This is a genomic window from Pedobacter segetis (assembly GCF_016623585.1).
GTDB classification, from domain to species: Bacteria; Bacteroidota; Bacteroidia; order Sphingobacteriales; family Sphingobacteriaceae; genus Pseudopedobacter; species Pseudopedobacter segetis.
Genome location: NZ_JAEHFY010000017.1, coordinates 26,801 through 49,809 on the forward strand (window position 1 = coordinate 26,801; position 23,009 = coordinate 49,809).

Consider the following 23,009-nt stretch of genomic DNA (forward strand, 5'->3'; position numbering starts at 1 on the left):
ATAATGTTTTAACTTATTGTGTAAGAACTTTGTAAACAATGCCGGTTGGATAAAATGCTATAGAAATTAAAATAGCAAAAGCAGAGAAGTTTGGATAAATATAAATTAAACCTTTTTGGCTTGTAAATTACCAATGATGGTTTTTAGGATCGATCTTGTACTTGGCGACCACCATTGCTTGAGCATTTTCTCTAAAGTTGCAGATTGATCCTGAGAAACTTTAGCATTCAATTCTTTTCGCATATTTAACTTGCTTTCTTGCCAAGTAATCGCATCAAACTGTATGTAATTAGCCATTTTCTTTTGGGCCACTGTCATTAAAGATTCTATAGGCGTGGTAGCATCTACTAATCCAATGTTTTTTGCTTCTTCAAAACCCATTAGTTTCCCTTCTAATAAGTTTCTGTAGGCCGCCGCTTTACCGATCCAAAAAGCATAAAGTTCAAAGATATTATCGGGTACAATTATGCCCACAGGTACTTCATTCAAACCGATAACATATTTGCCTTCTGCCATTACCCTGTAATCGCAGCAAATACTTAAAACACAACCTCCGGCAGGGCTATGGCCACTTATGGCGGCAATCATTGGTTTTTTAAACAAGGTTAATGTTTTAACTAAGTCTAAAAAATCTATCCAAAATTTTTTGATCTGTTTTTCATCATAATCGTAAAGCGTAATCAAATCTAAACCGGCACTAAAAAAGCCTTTTTTACCAGTTAAAATAACGCCCCTCATGTTATCATCGGCTTCAACACTGGTAATTATCTTTTTTAATTCTGCAAGCATTTCTGCATTGATGGTATTAGAACTGCCATTATCTAATGCGATAATGGCAACATGATCTTGGGTTGTTATTTGTAAGGTATTCATTAAAATTTTATTTAGTATTGACTTTGTAACGGGTTACATTTCTCCCAATATGACCATTTAAGTCCATACCTTCTAAAACTATTTTATAATTACCGGTACCATCGGCATTGTAGAAATTAACTTTTGCAGTACCGGTAGAGTCTGTAACCAATTGTGGGTTCCAATAAATAGTGGTTCTTAAATCGGCAACAGAGGTGTTTATTTTAGGATCTGCATAATTTGGCGAATAAAATTCTTTAGGTTGAAAAATACCTATTGGAGAATAGGTAATAATACCAGGTGCATAAGCATTGCTAACATAACCCGGTTTTCCTCTTTTTGTGTTTATGATGATGACACCCCCACCACCACGGCTGCCGTAAATAGCAGTATAACCTATGCTTTTTAAAATTTCTACGCTCTCTACATCTTGGGGCTGTATGGTGTTTAAGAAATCCCCATCAACATAAATCCCATCTAAGATTATCTGCGCCGGCTGGTTTCTTATATAGGCTATACCGTTAATTATTTGTAGGCCGGCAACCCTGCCTTGTAAGGCTTGCTCCATAGAATAAGCGTTTTGAAAATCTTTTTCTGTTAGTACCCTATCTGCATTACCAGCACCGTTTAAGTTAGAAGACTCTTCAACTATCGGTTTGGTATCCACAACTTTTACCTCTCCCAAAAGAATTGATCTGTTAACTATACCGTTCTTTAACCATTCTTCATACTGGGTTTTACTATTTTTAAGATAGGCTTGCATGGACCCATTTATGTTAACCGTCAAATCTGGAAGGTTTGGGTTTTTGGTTACTATTTGTGGGGCATTATTATAAAGTTCTATATCCACCCCTTTTCTTCCTTTTTCATTTCTGGCTTGTATCACAAATTTTGTGCTATCTGGGAAATAAAGGCTATCAATTTTAAATTCGCCATTGGTATTTGTTGTGGTCTGTATCAAAAAAGAGCCTCCTGATGATGAGAAAAGAGTAACCGTACCACCAACTACCGGTTTTTTACCCTGCGTAACTTTACCGCTAACAGAAAGGGTTTTCTCTGGCTTAAATGATAGTGATGGGAAAACGTTGTTGATGATGTTTCTCCAGTTAAAACGGCTCCAGCCCTGTGTCATCATCAATACATCTAAATCCATTTTCTTCGTATCGTTAATATCATGAAAATAATAGTTTGGATCTTCTACATAACCTTTAATATCTGATGTTAGCAATAGGTCTGTAAAAATAGTATGTTCTTCATCTTCATTTACGGGCACTTTTGTTTCATCGGTAACGGCCATAGAGAAAGAACCCATTATAGGTTTTCCATCGGGGCCTAATGCTTTAACGCTTAAATTGGTTTTCTCTCTTTGGGTATAACTTTCTTTATCGGGTTTTACCGATAATGATAAAATATTTTTAGGCATGGTAAAAGCTAACCTTTCTGATAATGGCAGCATATTTTCATCAAATAGCGTAAATTGGGTAATGCCCGCCGGGAACCTGTCTTTTGCCAATTTAGCGGCAAAAGCAAGTCCGCTAAGTTTAGATTGGGCAGTATAAATTATATTGCCAGAATTTTGGGCTACCACAGTAAAGGCTTTGCCCTGGTTTTTATCTGCGAAGGCTTTGTTACTGAATACTTTTAGGATTATGCTATCTTCTACAAGATTGTTATACACACTAAGGGTTATACCCGCTGGTTTAATGGCTGGCAGGTTTATCTTTTTTTCCGAGCCATCGGCAAATTTTATCATAGCGGTATAGGTTTTACCCTCTAATGGTGTCATCGTAAAATACCCCATACCTAAGTGCCGGCTTTCAAAACCGACTATTTTGTTCCCTTCATTATCTTCTACATAGCCTGATATTTTTTGCCCCAAACCATCGGCACCTAATGCTTTAAAGGCAACTTTGCTTCGTACATTTTGGATCAGATCACCACCTTCTGGGAAAAACTGAACATCTACTTGGTTAGAAGTGCTCACAATAGGGATGTATTTATTCACTATCGTATTATCGGCGATCTTTAGGGAGGTGGTAATTCTGCCATTCTTGGCTAAAAAAGGTTTGTCGTTGGTAAAATTGATCGTAATGTTCCCATCATCATCCGTAATTGCCTTGCCCTTGGCGATGTTCCTAAAATCTAACTCGATTTGATAGCTCACTTCTTTTTTTGCATAAGGGAAGCCATCAATATTGTTGAAATTTATTTTTGCGGTTACGTTTTCGTTATTGCCCTGTTTTTCGTAAGTATAATCGGTTTTGGTAACTAACTGGTTGGTCCAGGCATTTCCAATTTTTACGGTTCTATCAAAATAAAAGCCTTCGCCAAAATTCCTCATCCAATTGGTGTATGCCCTAAGCCTATAATTACCCTCTTTTAAAGAATCTTTTAACTCAAAATTGCCATGACCAAAACCCGCAACCAAAGGTATCCTTAATGTTTTCTTAACAGAATCGCGTCCGTTGATTAAATCAACGTATAAAATGTTGCTTTGTGTGGTTGGCGTTAGCGTTTGGGCATCCATCACATAGGCCTTAAACCAAATCTCATCGCCTATGGCATAATAAGGCTTGTCGGTATGTAGATAAACTTTTTCCTGTACGTTTTTCTCTTGATATTTCTGAAAGCTTTCTAATGCCCTTTTAAGGAGATCATCATCGGCTATAAAGCCAAAAAGACCAATAAACGTAATTGCCAAAACCGAGAGGATAATCTTTTTACTTTTCATGATTTTTTAGATGGATAAACTTTATAAAGGATTAACATAATAAAAAATAAAACCCCAAAATGTTTTGAGGTTCCTAAGTTTTAAAACTGGTTTTTCCACATCATGCTTTCAACGGGTTTTGTGGTTTTGTTATTATATTTAGCATCGCCTTTGGTGTGGTACATGGTTTCTACTTCGCCATCAACAACAAAATAAATCAGTTGGCCAATGGGCATACCCGCATAAATTTTAACGGGCTGGGTGGCAGAAATTTCTAAGGTCCAAGTATTACAAAAGCCCACATCTCCTTTTCCGGCAGTTGCATGGATATCGATCCCCAAACGGCCGGTGCTTGATTTCCCTTCTAAAAAAGGAACGTGGGCGTGTGTTTCTGTATATTCTAATGTTACCCCCAAGTATAAAGTGTTGGGCTGCAACACAAAACCATCTTTCGGTATCTCAAAATGATCGATCTCATTATGTTTCTTGGCATCCAATTCTCGGTTTTTATAACAGGCCAAATGCTTGCCCAAGTGTACATCATAAGAATTTGTTCCCAAACATTCTCTTTTAAAAGGCTCAATTACAATTGTTCCCGCTTCTATTTCTTTTAAAATGAGCCGATCAGACAGTATCATGGTTAAAATTTTGATTTTGTCTAAAATATGATTTATTTAAAATAATTTCGCAGAGAATTTATAAATTTAGAAATGCCCATTACCTTTCATGAAAATATTGATCAAGATACGGCAATTGGTCTTTGGCAGATTACCGAAAGCACCGCAGATCTAGAAGCCCGTTTGCAATTAAAAGCCCATGAATTGTTGCTTTTAAATTCTTTAAGTAACGATAAAAGGAACTTACATTGGTTGGCAACAAGGGTTTTGCTAAGAAAAATGCTAAACACCAATGAATATATTGATTGCCAAGCAGACCAAAACGGGAAACCAATCTTAATAAACCATCCTTATTTTATTTCTTTAAGCCATTCTTATGATTATGCCGCCGTAATGATCAGTAAAACAAAACAGGTAGGCATAGATATTGAAATTATAAAGGATAAAATAGTAAGGGTACAAAATAAATTTTTGAACCAAACAGAGCTTGATCATATTGATGAAGAAGCAAGGATAGAGAAGCTTTACGTTTATTGGTGTGCAAAAGAGGCTTTGTATAAACTGAACGGGAAAAAAGAAACTTCTTTCAAAGATCATATCCACATAAAACCTTTTAATTATTTGCCTTACGGCGAGTTAAGCGCAACAATTGAAAAAGCAAACACCGCTGATGCGTACCGGGTACACTATAAAAAAATAGAAAATTACATGTTGGGTTATGTTTGTAAATGATGATAAAAAACAAAGAAGTAAAGTTTGAGGATTGGGGCTTAATGGATTATCAGAAAGCTTGGGATAAGCAAGAGGAGATTTTTGCAGAGACCGTCGCTATCAAAACAAAGAACAGGAACAATCCTGAAAATGAGAACCGAACAGAAAATCATTTGGTTTTTGTAGAACATCCACACGTTTACACCTTGGGGAAAAGCGGCAAACAAGAAAATTTGTTGTTAGCTAACCAACAACTAATAGAAAAAGGAGCAAGCTATTATAAAATTAACCGAGGTGGTGATATTACCTACCATGGGCCGGGACAAATTGTGGGTTACCCCATTTTAGATCTAGACCATTTTTTTACCGATATCCACCTTTATCTCCGTACTTTGGAAGAAGCCGTAATATTGACATTAAAAGATTATGGGATACCTGCAGCAAGATACCCAGGCTTTACCGGCGTTTGGATAGATGCCGATAATGAAAAAGCCAGAAAAATTTGCGCCATGGGCGTAAGATGTAGCCGATGGGTAACCATGCATGGCTTCGCATTTAACGTAAATACAGATTTAGACTATTTTAAGAATATTATACCCTGTGGTATCGATGATAAAGACGTAACCTCGATGCAAAGGGAATTGGGCAAAGAGATAAATATTGACGAGGTTAAAGAAAACCTAAAAAACCATATTTCCGTTCTTTTTGGTATGACCATCATAAAGTAGAGGAAATATGAGATTAATCTGTGCCGCCTTCATTCTGAATATCGTATTTTCTTCCTGTAAAGTAAAATCCAATCAAACCGATTATCCCCAAAAACAATTGAAAACTTATACCTATTTGGCTTTAGGCGATTCTTATACCATCGGGCAATCTGTAGCCGCAAAAGAAAATTTTCCCAATCAACTAACTGCATTGTTAAACGTTGACAGCTTAATTGTGGAAAAACCCACAATTGTTGCCAAAACAGGTTGGACAACCGATGAATTGATAAATGCCATCAAAACAAGCGAACTAAAAACCAAATACAGTTTTGTCACTTTATTGATCGGCGTTAATAACCAATACAGAGGTTATAGTATTGATAAATACAAAATAGAGTTTAAGCAACTTTTAGAAACCGCCATACAAAAAGCTGGCAATAATGCCAATAAGGTGTTTGTTATTTCTATCCCAGATTATGGGATAACCCCTTTTGCACAAAATAGCGATAGAGAAAAAATTGCTAGAGAAATTGATCAATACAATCAAATTGCATTACAAATTACCAAAGATGCGAAAGCAAACTATTTGGATATTACGCCAATATCTAGAGAAGCAAAAGATAACCCTGCCTTAATTGCAGCTGATGGTTTGCACCCTTCTGCAGAAATGTACAGACTTTGGGTAGTTGAGCTAGCAAAACAAGTAAAAAAAGAAGTTTTTTAATCCTCTGCTTTTGATATTAAAATTGTCTATACAATGTATTAATTAAATTACATTGTCTCTTTTAGGGCATTACAACCGTAACCATTAACATAAAACCAACTCATTCTCGTTAAAAAATGTTAATGTTTAGGTTTTACTAAAAAGAAAGATAAATTTGCAAACTATTTAAAAAATGAAAAATTACGTTTTAGTACTGTTTATTGCTGTTTTTGGATTAAGCTCTTGTTTAAAAAAAGATAATACCGATCCTTATGCAGATGCAAAGGTTCAATTGGCTAAAGACACCACCATTATCAGAAAATTTATTACAGATAATAACATACCCGCTATAAAAGATGCTTCAGGTATATTTTATCAAATTATAGAGCCTGGATCTGGAAATGTTACCTACTCTACCAATACCCAAATAGAGGCAATTTATACAGGGAAATTGCTTAACGGGACAATTTTTGATACCTCTGTGGGAAAGGCTAATTTAAAAATAGCTTTGGGCAAGGTAATTACAGGTTGGCAAATAGGAATACCATTGATACAAAAAGGCGGAAAAATAAGATTGATCATACCAAGCGGTTACGCTTATGGCAACCAAATTGTGGGCGGCATACCTGCCAATTCCATTTTAGATTTTGATATAGAATTAGTAAATGTTCAATAAAATGATAAAAAAATATTTAGCCATATTGTTATTGGCAACTGTGGTATTAGGTTCTTGCAAAAAAGAGACTAGAGATTTACGAACCATAGAAGACCAACAAATACAGGCCTTTATCAAAACCAATAACTTAACCGGTTTTACTAAAGATTCTTCTGGTTTTTACTATCAAATTTTAGATGAAGGTAATGGTGCTGCATTACAAAATTCCGATTTTATCTATTATCTTAAAGACATTAAAGATCTAAATGGCAATGATCTAAAACCAAATGGTGCATTAACTCAAACAGGAAAAACTTCTTCTTATCTTAGCGAATATCTGGGGTATTTAAGCAAAAGCTACAGAGAAAGTTTGTTAAACGTTAAAAAGGGTGGTTCTGTTAGGGTTTTGGTGCCTTCCTACCTAGCCTATGGAAAAGATGGTTATGGTTCTACCATTAAAGGGAATGAGATTTTAGATGCTAAATTACAGGTTATAAACGGATTAAACCAAACTGAAGTTAACGACTCTTTAATTACTAAATATAAATCTACCTTGCCTTTAGCATTTACAAGAGATAGTTCTGGCGTTTATTATTCCATAATTTCAAACGGTAACGGAACAGAAACCATTACTACTGCCTCAACTTTAAAAGTGGCATATACTGGCAAATTATTTAATGGTGTTGTATTTGATTCTGCAACTGCTAATAACCCTTTACAATCTACACTTATCAATTTGATACCTGGCTGGCAAGAAACATTGGTAAAAATTAAAAAAGGTGGCAAAATAAGAATTCTTGTCCCTGCTTATTTAGGATATGGGGGTTCTTCTTATGGGAATATTCCTGCTAACACTCCATTAGATTTTGATATTGAGGTGGTTGATGTAACCAATTAATATCTAAAATAAATTGAATCCCGATATTTTCGTTTCCGTTAAGCAGGTCAGTTTAAGCAGTTTAAGCAGGTTCTCTCGATAGAGGAACCTGCGTCTATAAGATGTCTAACACAGGGTTCTCTCCGAGAAACCCAGCTAGGACTAAGTTTGCTAGGACTATTTCCATTTAGCAGGTCTGTTTAAGCAGTTTAAGCAGGTTCTCTCAAGGAGGAACCTGCGTCTATAACGTGTTGTCTAACAAGTGATGTCTAACACAGGGTTCTCTTCGAGAAACCCTGCTAGGACTAATGCCTTTCTTAAGCCTTAACATCAGTACTATTAAGCTATAGATTCAAGATCATCCTTCAATATCTAAATAATGACAAATATCTATATTCAGATGTTTTAAATCATTTTCATAAAACATAGCACTACTGTGCGGGTACTCTGGAAACGATTCTACTAATTTCCATATACCGCTAACAGGGTTATGATGTATATAATTTATTTTTTGATGCATGAATTTATTTGTAAATAACGCTTTGGCATCAAACGAAGGCTCAAAAACCTTGTGCTTTTGGCCTTTGGCTTTCTCTTTATCACTACAAGCCTCATTTAACCTTTTTAATATTTCAAGCTTTCCGTTTTGTGATAACCGCTTAACGATTTCATAAGCCATAAAACGCTTTCCATTAGAAATAATGGTGTTTAAGTTCTTACCTTCAGAAAGATGTAATATCAAATGAATGTGATTAGGCATAATTACAAAAGCAACGGTTTTCACATCCAATTTTTGATTTATAAGTCTAAGCCAGTTATAAACTAAATCATAAGATTTGGTAGTTTCAAAAAGGGGAAGCCAGCCGTAGCATGTGAATGTGATAAACCAAGTTTTTTCTGTTGTATCGTGTACGGTTTTAATTGCCATATTCAAATGTAGCTATAATGATGGTTAACTTCGTTTTCGTTTCGTTTCAGCAGGTTCTCTCGATAGAGGAACCTGCGGTTTCGTTTCAGCAGGTTCTCTCGATAGAGGAACCTGTGTCTTGCGTTGCAACAGGGTTCTCTCCGAGAAACCCTACTAGTGCTAAACACAGGGTTCTCTCCGAGAAACCCTGCTAGGGCTAGACACAGGGTTCTCTCCGAGAAACCCTGCTAAAAACGTGATGGCTAACAAATTCTAATCTGTAGATTTTACTCCAAAAAATCTTTCTAATACCAACCCAAACAAAATTACCAAAACACAACCAAAAAGATTGAGCCATAAATATGCCATCCAATCAAATTTGAAGGCGATGAAAACGAATACTTCTGTAAGTAAAGCGGCATAAAAAACCGCTTTCCCCCCAACAGATTTTACATAAAACGCTACCAAGAAAACTCCTAAAATAGTTCCGTAAAAAAGCGAGCCCAAAATATTTACGGCTTCTAGCAGATTGCCCAATTTACTAGCAAATAAAGCCATGGCAATACTTACTATACCCCAAAAAAGCGTGGTTAATTTGCTGATGTTTAGATACTTTAAATCTGTACCAGATTTATTGATTAACCTTTTATAAATATCCACGGAAGTGGTAGATGCCAAAGAGTTTAGCGCACTTGCTGTAGAACCCATTGATGCCATGCAAACAATGGCGATCAGTAAACCTATCAACCCTTTTGGGAGGTATTTGGTAACGAATGATAGAAAAACATAGTTTGTATCGTCCAAATCTGCATTTGCATCATTTTTCTTCATCACTGCTAAAGCATCTTTTCTTTTTTGTTGTAGATTGATATTGGCATCCTTTACCGCAGCACTCGCATCGGCAACATTTTTTTTGTTGCTGAGCGCATTTTCTAAAACTATTACTTTTGTTTTTTTATCGGCGAAAGCCAAATCAAATTCTTTTTCTTTTGCTTTAAATTCATCTTTATAAAAAGAATTCTCGATCTTGTTAAGTTCTAAACTGTTAAAAAAAACAGGTGGTTTTTGGTATTGATAAAAGGCAAAAACCAAGATGCCGATCAACAAAATCATAAACTGCATCGGTATCTTCAACATCGCATTCATCAATAAACCCATCCTACTTTGCCCCACAGAACTGCCTGTTAAATACCGCCCAACCTGAGATTGATCGGTGCCAAAATAAGAAAGCTGAAGAAAGAGACCGCCGATAATCCCTGTCCAAACGGTGTATTTATTATCCAGATCAAAGGTCCAATCTATCACGTTCATCTTATCCATTTTACCGGCAATATCCAAAGCTTTTACAAAGCCAACGTTTTGCGGTAATAGGCTTACCACAACAAATCCAGCAAAAAACAACCCCGAAAAAATGATACTCATCTGTAACATTTGGGTGTAAGAAACTGCTTTTGTACCGCCGTAAACGGTATAAAGAACAACTACACTACCAATAAATAAAGTAGTATAGGTGGTATCGATATTTAAAATGGTGGATAAAATAATAGAAGGAGCGTAAATGGTTATCCCGGTAGAAAGCCCTCTTTGTATGAGGAACAAAAAAGCGGTAAGCGCCCTTGTTTTTAGATCGAAGCGTTGTTCTAAGAACTCATAAGCGGTATAAACTTTTAGCTTATGGTATATAGGTACAAAGGTGATGCAGAGGATGATCATGGCCAAAGGCAGCCCAAAATAAAACTGTACAAATCGCATCCCATCTGCGTAAGCTAAACCCGGGGCAGAAAGAAAGGTAATGGCACTTGCTTGGGTAGCCATTACAGATAAACCCACGCTATACCAAGGCATAGAACGATCACCAAGCAAATAACCGTCTATATTTTTTTGGCCTCTACTTTTATAGATGCCATAGATCACAATAAACAAAATGGTACTAGTGAGTACAATCCAGTCTATCGCACTCATGAAAAGTGATGGGTAACGAGGTTAAAAATGAGAATGAGCAAAACCAGCCAACATAAAACAATTACGTAAAATTGGTTCCAACTCTTTATAAATGGGGGAAGTTCTTTATTATTGGACTTCTTCACGGCTTTTGTTAATCAGGAACTGGAACAACCCACCTGTTAACAAGCCTAAAATTGCACCAATAATCACATGGCCTTCAACAGCCAAACCTGAGATTGCTCCGCAAACCAAACCTACAACATAATATATCCAGTTATAATCTTGGAAATCTATTTTCTCTTCCATTGTTTTTTGTCTTTTGCTGCAAATTTAATCAAATTATTTATTTCATTTGATGATTGAAGGAATGAAATTTGAGCAAATAAATTTTGATCGATAGAAAGAGTGGATGATACAATTAAAAAAGCCATTAAAAATTCATTCATCTAAAACTAAACACTAATTCAAACATTCTATCATTAACTATATGCAATTTCTCATCCCATCCTTCACTTATTCAAAATTGTTATGAAAGAAACCGAAAAGTTAAAAAATCCACAACCTTGGCGCAAGTGGGGCCCTTATTTATCCGAAAGACAATGGGGAACGGTACGAGAAGATTACAGTGAAAGTGGTGATGCTTGGGATTATATCTCTCATGATATGGCGAGGAGTAAAACCTATCGTTGGGGCGAGGATGGCATTGGGGGTTTGAGTGATGATAACCAGTTTTTATGCTTGGCTACGTCTTATTGGAACGGCAAAGACCCAATTTTAAAAGAACGCCTTTTCGGTTTAACCAACAATGAAGGAAACCACGGCGAAGATGTGAAAGAAATGTATTATTATTTGGATAATGTGCCTTCACACAGTTATATGAAGTTTTTGTACAAATATCCGCAAACAGAATTTCCCTATGCAAAATTAGTTGCCGAGAACAAAAAAAGAGGGAAGCTTGACCCAGAATTTGAATTGATAGATACTGGCGTTTTTGATGATGACCAATATTTTGATGTTTTTACCGAATATATCAAAAACGATGAGAACGACATATTAATCCAATATACCATCCATAACAGGGGCAGCAAAAAAGCGAGCATACATTTTTTGCCAACACTTTGGTTTAGAAATACATTAGAATGGAGCGAAGCTGATAAACCCACGATATCACCAATGGATAGCGATGTTTTGTTTCTCCAAACAAAGAAAATGGGCGATTATTATTGCTATTTAGAAGAAGAAGCCCCGTTTTTATTTACAGAAAATGAAAGTAACAATAAAAAACTATACAATTCTGATAACAAGACACCTTATGTTAAGGACGGAATAAACGACTATGTGGTTAATGGCGATAAAGATGCGGTAAGCCCACAACAAAGCGGCACAAAAGTAGGCATCTATTATCAAAAAGAAATTTTAGGTAAAAAAAGCATCACCATCAGGTTGCGTTTATCAGATAAAAAAATAAAAAATCCGTTTACAGGTTTTGATAAGATAGTAAAACAGCAGTTGGCCTTCGCCGATGAATTCTATAACTTAAAACATGGCGATAAAAACGAAGACGCAAAGCTAGTGCAAAGGCAGGCTTGGGCCGGGATGCTTTGGAGTAAGCAATTTTATTATTACTATGTTAAAGACTGGCTTGATGGTGATGACGGCGAACCCAAACCTCCCGAAAAACATCAAAAAGGAAGAAATAGCGACTGGAAACACGTAATGGCTGCCGATATAATCTCTATGCCGGATAATTGGGAGTACCCTTGGTTTGCCGCCTGGGATTTGGCATTTCATTGTATCCCCTTGGCAAGTATCGATATTCAGTTTGCCAAAGATCAGGTTTTATTATTGATAATGGAACGCTATATGCACCCAAATGGGCAATTACCGGCCTACGAATGGAATTTTAGCGATGTTAACCCACCAGTTCACTCACTCGCCGCTTGGAAAGTTTACAAAATGGAAAAAGAGCAAACCGGCCAAGGTGATATAGAATTTTTGCAAAAGGTTTTCCATAAACTCATCCTCAATTTTAATTGGTGGGTAAACAGAAAAGATACAGAAGGCAACAATATTTTTGAAGGAGGTTTTCTGGGTTTGGATAATATAGGTGTTTTTGATCGTAGTAAACCTATGCCGGGTGGTGGGGTTTTAGAGCAATCTGATGGCACAAGCTGGATGGCCATGTATGCACTTAGTATGATGCGTATTGCGATGGAAATATCTTATCATCAGCATGTTTATGAAGATATGGCGGTTAAATTTTCTGAGCATTTTTTTTACATAGCTGGCGCAATGGCAAACATGAACAATACCGAAGGTGCTGGATTATGGGATGAAGAAGACGGCTTTTATTATGATATGTTGCATACAGAAGATGGCAATTGGAAACGGCTGAGGTTAAGGACATTGGTGGGGCTGCTTCCTTTGATTGCGGTAGAAGTTATCGATGAAAAAAACTGGGATAAACTGCCCGGTTTGGTTTCTCATATCAAATGGTTTACTAATCAACGCCCAGATTTAGCGAAGTTGGTAAGTAATTGGGTAGGGCAAGATCCTAACAGCAATTTGCAGTTATTGAGTTTGTTACGCGGCCATAGAATGAAATGTTTATTGCGTAGGATGCTAGATGAAAACGAGTTTTTCTCTGATTATGGGATAAGGTCTATTTCTAAGGTTTATGAAAAAAAACCGTTTAAAATTAAAGTTGCAGACCAAACCTTTACAGTAAAATATACTCCTGCAGAAAGCGATACCGGAATGTTTGGGGGCAATAGCAATTGGAGAGGCCCAATTTGGATGCCTGTTAATTACTTACTTATAGAATCCATGCATCGTTTCCACGATTATTATGGCGATGATTTTAAAATTGAAATGCCTACCAATTCTGGCAATTATACCACCATTAAAGATGCTGCAAACCAAGTTGCCAAAAGGTTAACCAGTATCTTTTTAAAAGACGATAAAGGTAGAAGAGCCGTTTTTGGGGACAATAAAAAATTGCAAGAAGACCCTCACTTTAAAGATTACATCGTTTTTCACGAATATTTTAACGGCGATAATGGCAAAGGTTTAGGTGCAAGCCACCAAACCGGGTGGACAGGTTTGGTTGCATTGCTTTTGTAAAGTTTAAATCTTACAAATACAAACATTTAAGGCAAAAGAGATTTTATAGAAAAACCTTTCATTCGCAGAATATTTGAATCAGTTTTTGTGCGTTTTAACACTCCGCCAGCCAGCGGATATATCTTTTTTTTTGCACTTGCTAAATGGCGAGGACAAAAAAAGCCCGCCCGAAAAACAGGCGGGCATGCCGCTGCTATCGTTAACGTAAAAAAACAATTTTAAAATTCGTATATTTTCAGTCTTAATTAATCAAGAAATAGCCAGTTATAAATTCTTAAACCAGATCATATGTATAACCAACCCATGCTGCGAGACAATGCACTAAAAGATAAAACCTATGTGGTAACCGGAGGCGGAACAGGTTTAGGAAAAGCAATGAGCACCTATTTATTAGAATTAGGAGCAAACGTTGTAATTACTTCCCGTAAGTTGGATGTGCTACAAAAAACCGCTGCCCAACTAGAAGAAGAAACCGGAGGAAAAGTTTTGGCCGTGGCTTGCGATGTGCGGGATGCAGCACAAGTGGATAATGTTTTAAAAGAGGCCTTGGCCAAGTTTAAAACCGTAGATGGATTATTGAATAATGCCGCAGGTAATTTTATATCCCCAACAGAACGCCTTTCTGCAAATGCCTTCAGCACTATAATAGATATTGTTTTAAAAGGAACTGTTAATTGCACTTTGGCTTTCGGCAAACATTGGATCAAAGAAAAGCAACCAGCTAGTATCTTAAATATCGTAACTACTTATGCTTTTACAGGTTCTGGTTATGTGGTTCCTTCTGCTTGTGCAAAAGGTGGTGTTGTAGCCATGACAAGGTCTTTAGCAGCAGAATGGGGGCATTATCAGATAAGGTGCAATGCTATTGCCCCTGGGCCCTTCCCTACAAAGGGTGCATGGGACAGGTTACTGCCCGGAGAAATGGCAGAAAAATTCGATTTTAAGAATAGGGTTCCTTTAAAAAGGGTGGGCAACCATCAAGAATTGGCAAATCTGGCAGCTTATCTATTATCAGATTTTTCTGGCTATATCAATGGCGAAGTGATTACCATAGATGGTGGCGAATGGTTACAAGGTGCCGGGCAGTTTAACGGTTTAGAAATAGTGACAGATGATATGTGGGATGGTTTAGAGCAAATGATTAGGGGGACTAAGGGGAGTTGAAAATTTAACCGCTTTGCCACTAAATCACAAATACATATTATTAAAATTTGTGACTTAGTGGCAAATATATTTTAGGTTATTATCTACTCCATCCAAAATCAATACGATCCGAAATATTGAAAAATAAATATTCAGCCAATTTTCTACCTATTTATTCAAAATAATATCTTCTAAAGCATCAATCCAAGCGGGGTTATCATTTAAACTTTCTACCAACTGAATTTTTTCTCCGCCCATCTCAGCAAATTCTTCTTGATATTCAAAACTGATTTCATATAAAGTTTCTAAACAATCCGATACGAAAGCTGGGCATAAAACCAATAACTTTTTTGCTCCTTTTTTAGCTAATTCTTTTAAAATATCGCTGGTGTAGGGTTTCATCCAAGGGTCATTGCCCAAACGGGATTGGTAGCAAATGGTAAAATCTTCTTTTTTAAGACCTAAATCATCTGAGATTAGCCGAGCTGTTTGGTGGCATTGTGCAGAATAGCAAAATTTATTGTTTTCTGTTAAAACACTGCAGCAGTTTTCTACTTTTAAGCAATGCTGGCCAGAAACATCGGCTTTTTTCATTTGCCTTTGTGGGATGCCGTGGAAGCTGAATAAAATATGGTCCCACTTTTGATCAAGGTATTTTCTGGCATTATCCGCATAAATTTTGATCATGCCCGGATGATCGAAATAACTGTTTACGAAACTGAGCGCAGGTATTGCTTGCCATTTACTTACAATTTCCATCACTAATTGATGTACAGATCCCGTTGAAGCAGAGGCATATTGTGGAAATAACGGAATAACTTTAATGCTATCTACCTTGGCTTGCTTTAACCTTTCCAAAGCAGCGGGTATTGATGGCGATTGGTAACGCATGGCCAGTTCTACCATATAATCGTCCCCTAGTTTTTTAGCAATTTCTTCTTTTACCCTGTTGCCATAAATCAATAACGGGGAACCATCGTCTGTCCAAATTTCTTTATAGATCTTTGCAGATTTTGGCCCACGGAAAGGAACTATGATTCCTTTTACCAATAATGTACGTCCAACGGCGTTAATGTCGATAACACGTTCGTCCATTAAAAATTCATCCAAATATTTTCTTACATCGGCAGTAGCTGGGCTATCTGGCGTACCCAGATTTACCAATAGAATTCCTTTTTTACCCATTATTTGTTGTCATGTTTTTTTCCTTTATTTCCCATAATTGCCACCAAGGCGTACCCGGCGAGTGGTGATGTTCATAATGATAGCCGAAAAAGTAGCAGCTAAGAAATGCCCAAACGTGGTTTTTGTTTTGGGTTTTTGATTGATATTTATTTTGATGCTCGCCTTTATGGGGCAAATAAGTGCCAAAATAAAATAATTGTAAGGTGCTTAACAATGATGGCAAAACCCAAAATAAGATCAGGTTTTTTTCTGGTACCCAGATTTTTAGAACATTGTAAATAATGGCCATTGCCACAATTTGCCACCAAGTAATGTATTGTTTGATAAAGTTGAAATACCATACAAAAAAGTTGCCCTCGTAATAATCTGGATCATTTTTGGTATGCACAAAATTATGGTGTTGATGGTGTTTGGTATGGAGATTTTTTAAAGGGAATAATGCATAAAGTGCAGTACAAACTTGCCCTAACGCAAAATTTAAGTTTTCATTTTTTGGAGCGATTGTGCCATGCATGGCATCGTGAGCGGTTATAAAAAGCCCAGTATAAAGGTGGGTTTGCACCAGAATTAACACGTACAATAAAGGGTTTAAAAAACTAAAACCGGATCGCATGAGCAAGATGATGCTTACCATCCATAAAGTGATGATGAGCAATGCCATGGTTATTCCTTTATTATTCTTCAATTCTTGGTTTTTAATATTGCGCCATATAGGTTGCGTTAGCCCTGTACAGCCCGACCCAAATTTTTCATTGGGGTAACGCCCGAATCATGTTCGAGATTTTTTTAAGATTTATACGCCTTGCTTTATACTCCCTCTTCGACTCCCTCTTCGACTCCCTCTTCGACTCCCTCTTCGACTCCGCTCAGAGTGACAAGGCTCAGAGTGACAAGGCTCAGAGTGACAATGCTCAGAGTGGCAAGGCTCAGAGTTCAAAGCTCAGAGCGACGATTTTAAGGTTAATGATGCTCGGAGTGCCAATAATCAAAAAGAAAATTTACCCAGCTACCTAATAAGTTTCCAAATGCTCTTTTACCTGCTCCATTAACCACATTGGTGTTGATGTTGCCCCGCAAATCCCGATCTTGTCTCCCTCGTTAAACATTGCTTTCTCTAGATCGTTTGGTTTGCTGATGAAATAAGTTGCGGGATTGTGCTTTCTGCAAACTTCATAAAGCACCTTGCCGTTAGAAGATTTTTTGCCCGATACAAAGACGATCTTATCAAAATTCTTAACAAATTTTGGCAATTCTTTATCCCTGTTAGAAACCTGGCGACAAATGGTATCGTTGGCTTTTATTTCATATCCACGATCGGTAAGCTCGTGTTTTATCTCGTAAAACTTATCGGTTGATTTTGTGGTTTGGCTGTAAAGGGTAAAGGCCTTGGGCAATTCTATATTGTCTAACTCGGCGATATCTTGAAAAACAACGGCTTCATTATTTGTTTGCCCCTGTAAACCAATTACTTCTGCATGGCCATGTTTGCCAAAGATAACAACTGGTTCTTGTGCATCATGCGTTGTTTTTATGCGGTTCTGCAATTTTAAAACTACGGGGCAAGAAGCATCAATTAATGTTATGTTATTTTCTAAAGCCACTTTATAGGTTTCTGGTGCTTCGCCATGCGCCCTTATCAGCACTTTTTCGTTGTGCAGGCTTTTTAAATCATGGTTGTCTATAATTTTTAATCCCTTGGCTTTTAGGCGGATAACCTCCTCATCGTTATGAACAATATCACCCAAGCAATAAAGATAACCTTCTTCCTCCAAAATTTCTTCGGCCATATCTATGGCGTAAACTACGCCAAAGCAAAAGCCAGAATCTTGATCTATGGTAACTTTTAAATTATATTCCATCTCAATGATATTTGCCTACAAAAATATGAAAAGTTTTTTAGGCAATTGTAAGATTAAGCCCCAGGAAAAATAGAAATTGACAAACAACCATAGTGAATGCCACGGGATTGCTTTTTCTAAAATCTAATTCGTAATAAGTCCTTAGTAAAACAAATACAATAAAAAACCAAGCGGTAAAGTTTTGTAATGGTATTTCGCTGTTTTCCCAGGCCCAATAATCAAACCTTACGGCAACGGGTTCTATCAAAAAATCTAAACCTACCAAAATTGCCGCCCCTACTAAAGATTTTACCGTTCTTTGGTGTTTAAAGTGTTTCTTTAGGATGGCCCCAACAGAGAAAATGATGATTACCCAATTGATCCCGATTAATAGGGGTACATCCAAAAATTTTATCCCCAATGTTTCTCCGTAATGATAAACGCCAAAAATTGCCCCTGTAGCAACGCCAACAACTTCAATTAAGTAGCCACTTAGGTAAACAAAGATAAAGGCTACCCAAAAATTTCTATTGTATTCTTTTTGGTTGGCCATTAGTATTGCAGCCATCAACAGTAAATGGTAGGGCACAAAAGACAAGAAAAAATCGTGGTAATCTGGGATAGAAAACCCAATGAAGCCTACAACGTGGAAAATAATAATAAAGATTTTCGATATCCCCGCCTTGTCTAAATACTTCATGTATGTATGGTCCTGCCTTTCCAGTTTAGTGTTTTGTTTAATGATTTTTTTATGGATAACGTTGCGATTACCACCAAACTGATCATTTGAAAAGCGTGAAAAATAATGTTCATGATTACGTTTTGCCCCGATAAATAAGAGATCATCAATCGGCTAAAAATAATTAAAGTTACTGCAAAATAAAACAGCTGAAAGTTTAAGAATACTAGAATGAAAATTGGCCCTAAAACTACCAAAAACAGATAAATGAGTAAACCAAAAATACTGTTCCCAAAACCTGATAATAGGTTTTTGCTGAAACCTTCTACACTTTCTTTATAGTTTTTATACATACGGCAAAAAATGTATCCATTGGCTAATAAGGCTTCGCCTTTTAGTTTATTGAGCTTTACCAGCTTCATAATCTCTATATCTTCTACCACTTTGGCCTTCACTTGTTGGTGCCAATTATTTTGATGGTAGTCTTGTGCGTTAAAAAGCATAAATTGTCCGCTTGCGGCAGATAGTGATGGTAAATTGGTTAATTTAACCAATCTTAACGGCAACAGGTTCAATAGTAAATAGTGCATCAGTGGCACCACAGATTTTTCGCCTAAGGTTTCTGTGGTCTGGTTTGTAAACAGGCTCAACAAACTGAGCTGGCCAATTTGCATCCTATACAAAGAGTTGTTTATCAAACCATCCTTCACTACTTCATCGGCATCTAAAAACAGCAAGAAACTGCCTTTGGCTTCTTGGGCCAATTGGTGGCAAGCGTAATTTTTACCTAACCACCCTTGTGTTAAAGGTTTCCCTCTGATGATCTTGAAGCGCTGATCGGTTTGACAAAATTGGGTTACGGTTTGATGGGTATCGTCTTCAGAATGATCATCCAAAACAATTACTTCTATGTTAAAATAATCTTGGTTTTTTAATGAACTTAACAAAGGGAGAATGTTTTCGGCCTCGTTGCGGGCAGGTATTAGAACAGAAACTAGATCGTTATAGATTTTTGGCGAACGCGTTAATTTTGGATTTGATATAAAGTTGAAAAGCGTTACGGTAAACCTCAATATCAAGAAAAAGAAGATGATGTAAAAGAAGTAGATCATGCCTAAACTTTAATTTCTGATTGCTGCTTTAACGCCTTTTCATAATGCTTGTTATACTCGCTTTTTATTACCTGCAAACTGGTAAACTCTTGTGCTTGCCATAATTTTAAGAATATATTGATGCTTGGCTTTCTGAAATTAAAATAATCTGTAAGGATGGCGGCAAAAACGTACTGGAATTTTTTTTGGGAAGAAGCAATGATCTTGCCAACGCCTTTCTCAAACGCCACAGAACTTACATGAGAAGAATGCAACTCGCCTTGAGGGAAGATCAAAACCAGATTTTTTGGATCATCTAATAATTTTGCGGCATAATCTAAAGATTGTATCAAGCTTTTCGCATTTTTTTGGATGCTGAAACAACCCATGTAAGGTAAAAATTTTACCTCTTTAAGCGTTTCTTCTAACACCATTACGTGAAATTTTTTTTTGAAATAGATTTTATTGAGATGAAAAATGATGAAGCCATCCCACCAACTAAAATGATTGGACAACAACAGGATAGACCTGCTTTGATCAAAGTTTTCTTTGTTAAACACAAATCTCTCAAAATCTGATCTAATGATATGGCTGATATACCAAGAGAAAAAACCGTGGATTAACTTATTGGACTTAGGTTCTATCATGTTTTATCTTAGGGCTAAATTAATCATTCCTTCTTAATCATTCTTGCTACGATCTTGGCAGATAACAGTGCTAAAGGTATCCCACCCCCGGGGTGAACGCTCCCGCCAACAAAATAGAGGTTCTTGATCTTTTTGCTAAAATTGGCATGACGCAGAAATGCTGCAAACTGTCCGTTAGAACTTGTGCCATAAAGAGAACCTTTGTAAGATGATGTTTTTGACTCTATTAAAACAGGATCTAAAACAGATTCTGTTTCTATTAAACTTTCTAAATCAATATTTAGGTTTCTATTTATTTTTTTGATGATGTTGGCCCTTGCCCCAGCTTTAAAAACCTCCCAGTTTTGCCCTATGTTATTTGGTACGTTGATCATGGTAAACCAGTTTTCGCAACCTTTTGGGGCATCATTGGTTTTAAATTTAGAGCTGATGTTGATGTAAACCGTTGGGTCTTGATAAATGGTTTTTGTTTTAAAAAGATGGTTAAATTCTTCTTGGTAGTTATCGCTAAAGAAGATATTATGCAAACCCAATTCTGGAAATTCTTTTTTAACGCCCCAATAAAAAATGAGTGCCGAGCTTGATCTTTCTTGCTTTAAGATTTTTTGCGGTTGGGCCTGCTCTTTTAGCAATCTTTTGTAAGTAAAATAGACATCCATATTAGAGACAACAACATCTGCTAAAATTTTTTCATCGCCAATTTTAATCCCTTTAACTTTTTTTTCATCGATAATAATTTCATCTACTCTTTTATTGTAATAAAATTTTACGCCTAATTCTTCGGCAAGCCTTACTAAACTTAAAGTAATATCAAACATCCCATTTTTGGGGAAATATGCTCCAAAATTTTGTTCTAAATGCGGGATTACGTTTAAAGTTGCAGGTGCCTGATAAGGGTTTGAACCATTATAAGTGGCAAACCTATTGGCATATTGCTGCATTTTAGCATCGGTAAAAAAAGATTGGTTTGCTTTTGCCATTGTTCTAAAAGCATCGATCTTTGCAAACCTTAAAAAAGATTTTGCGGTGTTGATGTTGGTGTATGTTTTTAATAGATGAAGAGATTTCTCTAAAAAAACCTCATGGGCAATATCATAAATGGTTTCGCTGTTTTTTAAAAACCCTTTGATTTCTTGCTGTGTGGAGTTGGTGTTCTTCTCAATTTCTTTTGCAAATTTATCAACATCGGCGTAAGCTGTAAAACGGGTTTTATCGTCCCAAAAATACCTACAAACCTCTTCTAGCTTTTCATATTCAAAACAACGTTTTGGGTTTTTACCGGCCAGCTCAAAAAGCTCATCAACATATTGCGGCATGGTAAACAGACTTGGGCCAGCATCAAAACGGTAGCCATCTTGTTCAAATTGAGAAAGTTTTCCTCCAGGATAATTATTGGACTCATAAACGTCAACTTCAAAATTATTGATGGCTAATCTAATGGCGGTAGCAATTCCCGCAATTCCGGCTCCTATGATTATCGCTTTTGGCATCAATACAAATAAGGGTAAAATTTATTTAACAGAGATCATAAAACTTAATCCAAGTAATTTTCGTACAAAACAGCATGATAGAAAAATTAAATTGGCAATCTATTTACGCATCTCTAGACAAAATATCATTTTTAAGAAAAAGTTTTACTTTAAAGTTCCTTTTCATAGCTTTTATTGGCATACACATCCCTTTACTGGGTCTTCTTTTCTTCTTAAAGTTTAATTCTTTAAACAGTTATTCTCCTGTTCAAATCATTTTAATAACATTGATATTAACCTTGGTTGCAACCATGGTTACGCTGTATGTTCTTAACAATTTGCTAAAACCGCTTATACTTTCTAAAAATGCTTTAAAAGATTTTTATCGGTACAGAACCTTGCCAAATTTGCCAAGCATACACCATGATGAGGTTGGCGAATTAATGAGATTGGTTAATAAAACCTTAAATTCTTTAGATGTATTAAGCAGGGAAAAACAACAGTTAATAGCTTTGGTTTCACATAATTTAAGAACGCCGTTAACACAGATCTTAAGTTTATGCGAACTGTTTAAAGCAGAAAACGAAGGGAACAACTTTTATACCGATAACATTTCTAAGATAACAGAAAACCAGTTGAACGATCTGGCCGAGTTACTGAACCAACTGGTGCAAAACAAAAACAACGTGGTTTTAGATGATGATGGTTTTAATGTTTATAGTTTGGTTGAAGAGGACATTGAAAAGCAAAAGTTTCAAACAAATTTAAAATCTATCAAGGTAGAGGTTGAAAACCAGGAAGAACTGTTTTTGCCTAACACTATTAGATCTAACATAGATCTGGTGTTCCATAATTTACTGTCTAACGCCATCAAGTTTTCTTACCCAAACTCTATCATCAAGGTAAAAATATTTGGCAAGGCCGATAAGGTTTACATAGAAGTTAAAGATCAAGGAATTGGTTTTGATGATGATTATAAAGATATGATCTTTAAAAACATGAAGAACAAGGGTAGGTTGGGCACTAAGAACGAACCTTCAATAGGGCTTGGTTTACATTTATGCAAGAAAACCATACAAAAAGCAGGTGGAGATTTAATTGCCAAAAGCGATGGAAACAACAAAGGCGCAACCTTTACTTTAATAGTTTAG

22 protein-coding genes are annotated in these 23,009 nt (G+C 36.4%); 8 read left to right on the plus strand and 14 right to left on the minus strand.

The genetic code is table 11. The features are described 5' to 3' along the window. Positions 1–105: 105 nt before the first annotated feature. From I5M32_RS12255 to dcd, 3 genes are all read right to left on the minus strand, one after another. The gene (locus tag I5M32_RS12255; protein WP_200586758.1) at positions 106–873 is read right to left on the minus strand and encodes an enoyl-CoA hydratase/isomerase family protein; all 768 of its coding nucleotides are present in this window, start codon (positions 871–873) and stop codon (positions 106–108) included. A gap of 7 nt (positions 874–880) precedes the next feature. Further along, positions 881–3,583 carry a carboxypeptidase-like regulatory domain-containing protein gene (locus tag I5M32_RS12260; RefSeq protein WP_200586767.1) on the minus strand — a complete coding sequence of 901 codons (2,703 nt, stop codon included), beginning with the start codon at positions 3,581–3,583 and terminating at the stop codon, positions 881–883. A gap of 80 nt (positions 3,584–3,663) precedes the next feature. Further along, the gene (dcd, locus tag I5M32_RS12265; RefSeq protein ID WP_200586777.1) at positions 3,664–4,200 is read right to left on the minus strand and encodes a dCTP deaminase; all 537 of its coding nucleotides are present in this window, start codon (positions 4,198–4,200) and stop codon (positions 3,664–3,666) included. Positions 4,201–4,272: 72 nt separating this feature from the next. Between dcd and I5M32_RS12270 the strand changes: the two genes are divergently transcribed. The 5 genes from I5M32_RS12270 (at position 4,273) to I5M32_RS12290 (ending at position 7,853) form a co-directional block, all read left to right on the plus strand. Further along, a complete protein-coding gene (locus tag I5M32_RS12270; protein WP_200586787.1) occupies positions 4,273–4,911 on the plus strand; it encodes a 4'-phosphopantetheinyl transferase family protein in 639 nt (212 codons plus the stop codon). Further along, entirely contained in the window at positions 4,911–5,618 is a 708-nt protein-coding gene (gene lipB, locus I5M32_RS12275) for a lipoyl(octanoyl) transferase LipB (RefSeq protein WP_200586922.1), read from the plus strand. The genes I5M32_RS12270 and lipB overlap by 1 nt, the downstream gene beginning before the upstream one ends. 7 nt (positions 5,619–5,625) lie before the next feature. Further along, entirely contained in the window at positions 5,626–6,321 is a 696-nt protein-coding gene (locus I5M32_RS12280; protein ID WP_200586789.1) for an SGNH/GDSL hydrolase family protein, read from the plus strand. Positions 6,322–6,493: 172 nt separating this feature from the next. Beyond that, the gene (locus I5M32_RS12285) at positions 6,494–6,976 is read left to right on the plus strand and encodes an FKBP-type peptidyl-prolyl cis-trans isomerase (protein WP_200586791.1); all 483 of its coding nucleotides are present in this window, start codon (positions 6,494–6,496) and stop codon (positions 6,974–6,976) included. 1 nt (position 6,977) lies between these two features. Beyond that, a complete protein-coding gene (locus I5M32_RS12290; RefSeq protein ID WP_200586793.1) occupies positions 6,978–7,853 on the plus strand; it encodes an FKBP-type peptidyl-prolyl cis-trans isomerase in 876 nt (291 codons plus the stop codon). 337 nt (positions 7,854–8,190) lie between these two features. Here the strand turns inward: I5M32_RS12290 and I5M32_RS12295 are convergent, their stop codons facing one another. The 4 genes from I5M32_RS12295 to I5M32_RS12310 all read right to left on the minus strand — a co-directional run bounded on the left by I5M32_RS12295 (position 8,191) and on the right by I5M32_RS12310 (position 11,129). Beyond that, positions 8,191–8,760, minus strand: coding sequence for an REP-associated tyrosine transposase (locus tag I5M32_RS12295; RefSeq protein ID WP_200586801.1), 570 nt, complete (start codon positions 8,758–8,760; stop codon positions 8,191–8,193). A gap of 252 nt (positions 8,761–9,012) precedes the next feature. Further along, positions 9,013–10,701, minus strand: a complete 1,689-nt coding sequence (locus I5M32_RS12300; protein WP_200586802.1) for a sodium:solute symporter — start codon at positions 10,699–10,701, stop codon at positions 9,013–9,015. Positions 10,702–10,809: 108 nt separating this feature from the next. Continuing rightward, the gene (locus I5M32_RS12305) at positions 10,810–10,989 is read right to left on the minus strand and encodes a hypothetical protein (protein ID WP_200586803.1); all 180 of its coding nucleotides are present in this window, start codon (positions 10,987–10,989) and stop codon (positions 10,810–10,812) included. After that, positions 10,974–11,129: a hypothetical protein gene (locus I5M32_RS12310; protein WP_200586804.1), complete on the minus strand. Its 156-nt coding sequence runs from the start codon at positions 11,127–11,129 to the stop codon at positions 10,974–10,976. The genes I5M32_RS12305 and I5M32_RS12310 overlap by 16 nt, the downstream gene beginning before the upstream one ends. A gap of 82 nt (positions 11,130–11,211) precedes the next feature. On the opposite strand from I5M32_RS12310, the gene I5M32_RS12315 reads away from it, so the two are divergent. Both I5M32_RS12315 and I5M32_RS12320 read left to right on the plus strand, forming a co-directional pair. Continuing rightward, entirely contained in the window at positions 11,212–13,806 is a 2,595-nt protein-coding gene (locus tag I5M32_RS12315; RefSeq protein WP_200586805.1) for an MGH1-like glycoside hydrolase domain-containing protein, read from the plus strand. Between the two features lie 288 nt (positions 13,807–14,094). Further along, on the plus strand, positions 14,095–14,970 hold the full coding sequence (locus I5M32_RS12320) for an SDR family oxidoreductase (RefSeq protein WP_200586806.1): 876 nt from the start codon (positions 14,095–14,097) through the stop codon (positions 14,968–14,970). Between the two features lie 147 nt (positions 14,971–15,117). On the opposite strand, the gene hemH is transcribed toward I5M32_RS12320, so the two are convergent. The 7 genes from hemH to crtD form a co-directional block, all read right to left on the minus strand. Then, the gene (gene hemH / locus I5M32_RS12325) at positions 15,118–16,134 is read right to left on the minus strand and encodes a ferrochelatase (RefSeq protein ID WP_200586807.1); all 1,017 of its coding nucleotides are present in this window, start codon (positions 16,132–16,134) and stop codon (positions 15,118–15,120) included. After that, complete coding sequence (locus I5M32_RS12330; RefSeq protein ID WP_234461948.1) at positions 16,127–16,819, minus strand: fatty acid desaturase; 693 nt, start codon at positions 16,817–16,819, stop codon at positions 16,127–16,129. The genes hemH and I5M32_RS12330 overlap by 8 nt, the downstream gene beginning before the upstream one ends. Before the next feature lie 325 nt (positions 16,820–17,144). After that, entirely contained in the window at positions 17,145–17,993 is an 849-nt protein-coding gene (locus I5M32_RS12335; RefSeq protein ID WP_200586808.1) for a 4-hydroxy-3-methylbut-2-enyl diphosphate reductase, read from the minus strand. Between the two features lie 37 nt (positions 17,994–18,030). Then, complete coding sequence (locus I5M32_RS12340) at positions 18,031–18,672, minus strand: carotenoid biosynthesis protein (protein WP_200586809.1); 642 nt, start codon at positions 18,670–18,672, stop codon at positions 18,031–18,033. After that, positions 18,669–19,763: a glycosyltransferase gene (locus tag I5M32_RS12345; RefSeq protein WP_200586810.1), complete on the minus strand. Its 1,095-nt coding sequence runs from the start codon at positions 19,761–19,763 to the stop codon at positions 18,669–18,671. Before I5M32_RS12345 ends, I5M32_RS12340 begins: the two co-directional genes overlap by 4 nt. A gap of 2 nt (positions 19,764–19,765) precedes the next feature. Then, the gene (locus I5M32_RS12350) at positions 19,766–20,389 is read right to left on the minus strand and encodes a lysophospholipid acyltransferase family protein (protein WP_200586811.1); all 624 of its coding nucleotides are present in this window, start codon (positions 20,387–20,389) and stop codon (positions 19,766–19,768) included. Between the two features lie 23 nt (positions 20,390–20,412). Beyond that, positions 20,413–21,879: a 1-hydroxycarotenoid 3,4-desaturase CrtD gene (crtD, locus tag I5M32_RS12355; RefSeq protein WP_200586812.1), complete on the minus strand. Its 1,467-nt coding sequence runs from the start codon at positions 21,877–21,879 to the stop codon at positions 20,413–20,415. A gap of 74 nt (positions 21,880–21,953) precedes the next feature. On the opposite strand from crtD, the gene I5M32_RS12360 reads away from it, so the two are divergent. Further along, positions 21,954–23,009 carry a sensor histidine kinase gene (locus I5M32_RS12360; protein WP_200586813.1) on the plus strand — a complete coding sequence of 352 codons (1,056 nt, stop codon included), beginning with the start codon at positions 21,954–21,956 and terminating at the stop codon, positions 23,007–23,009.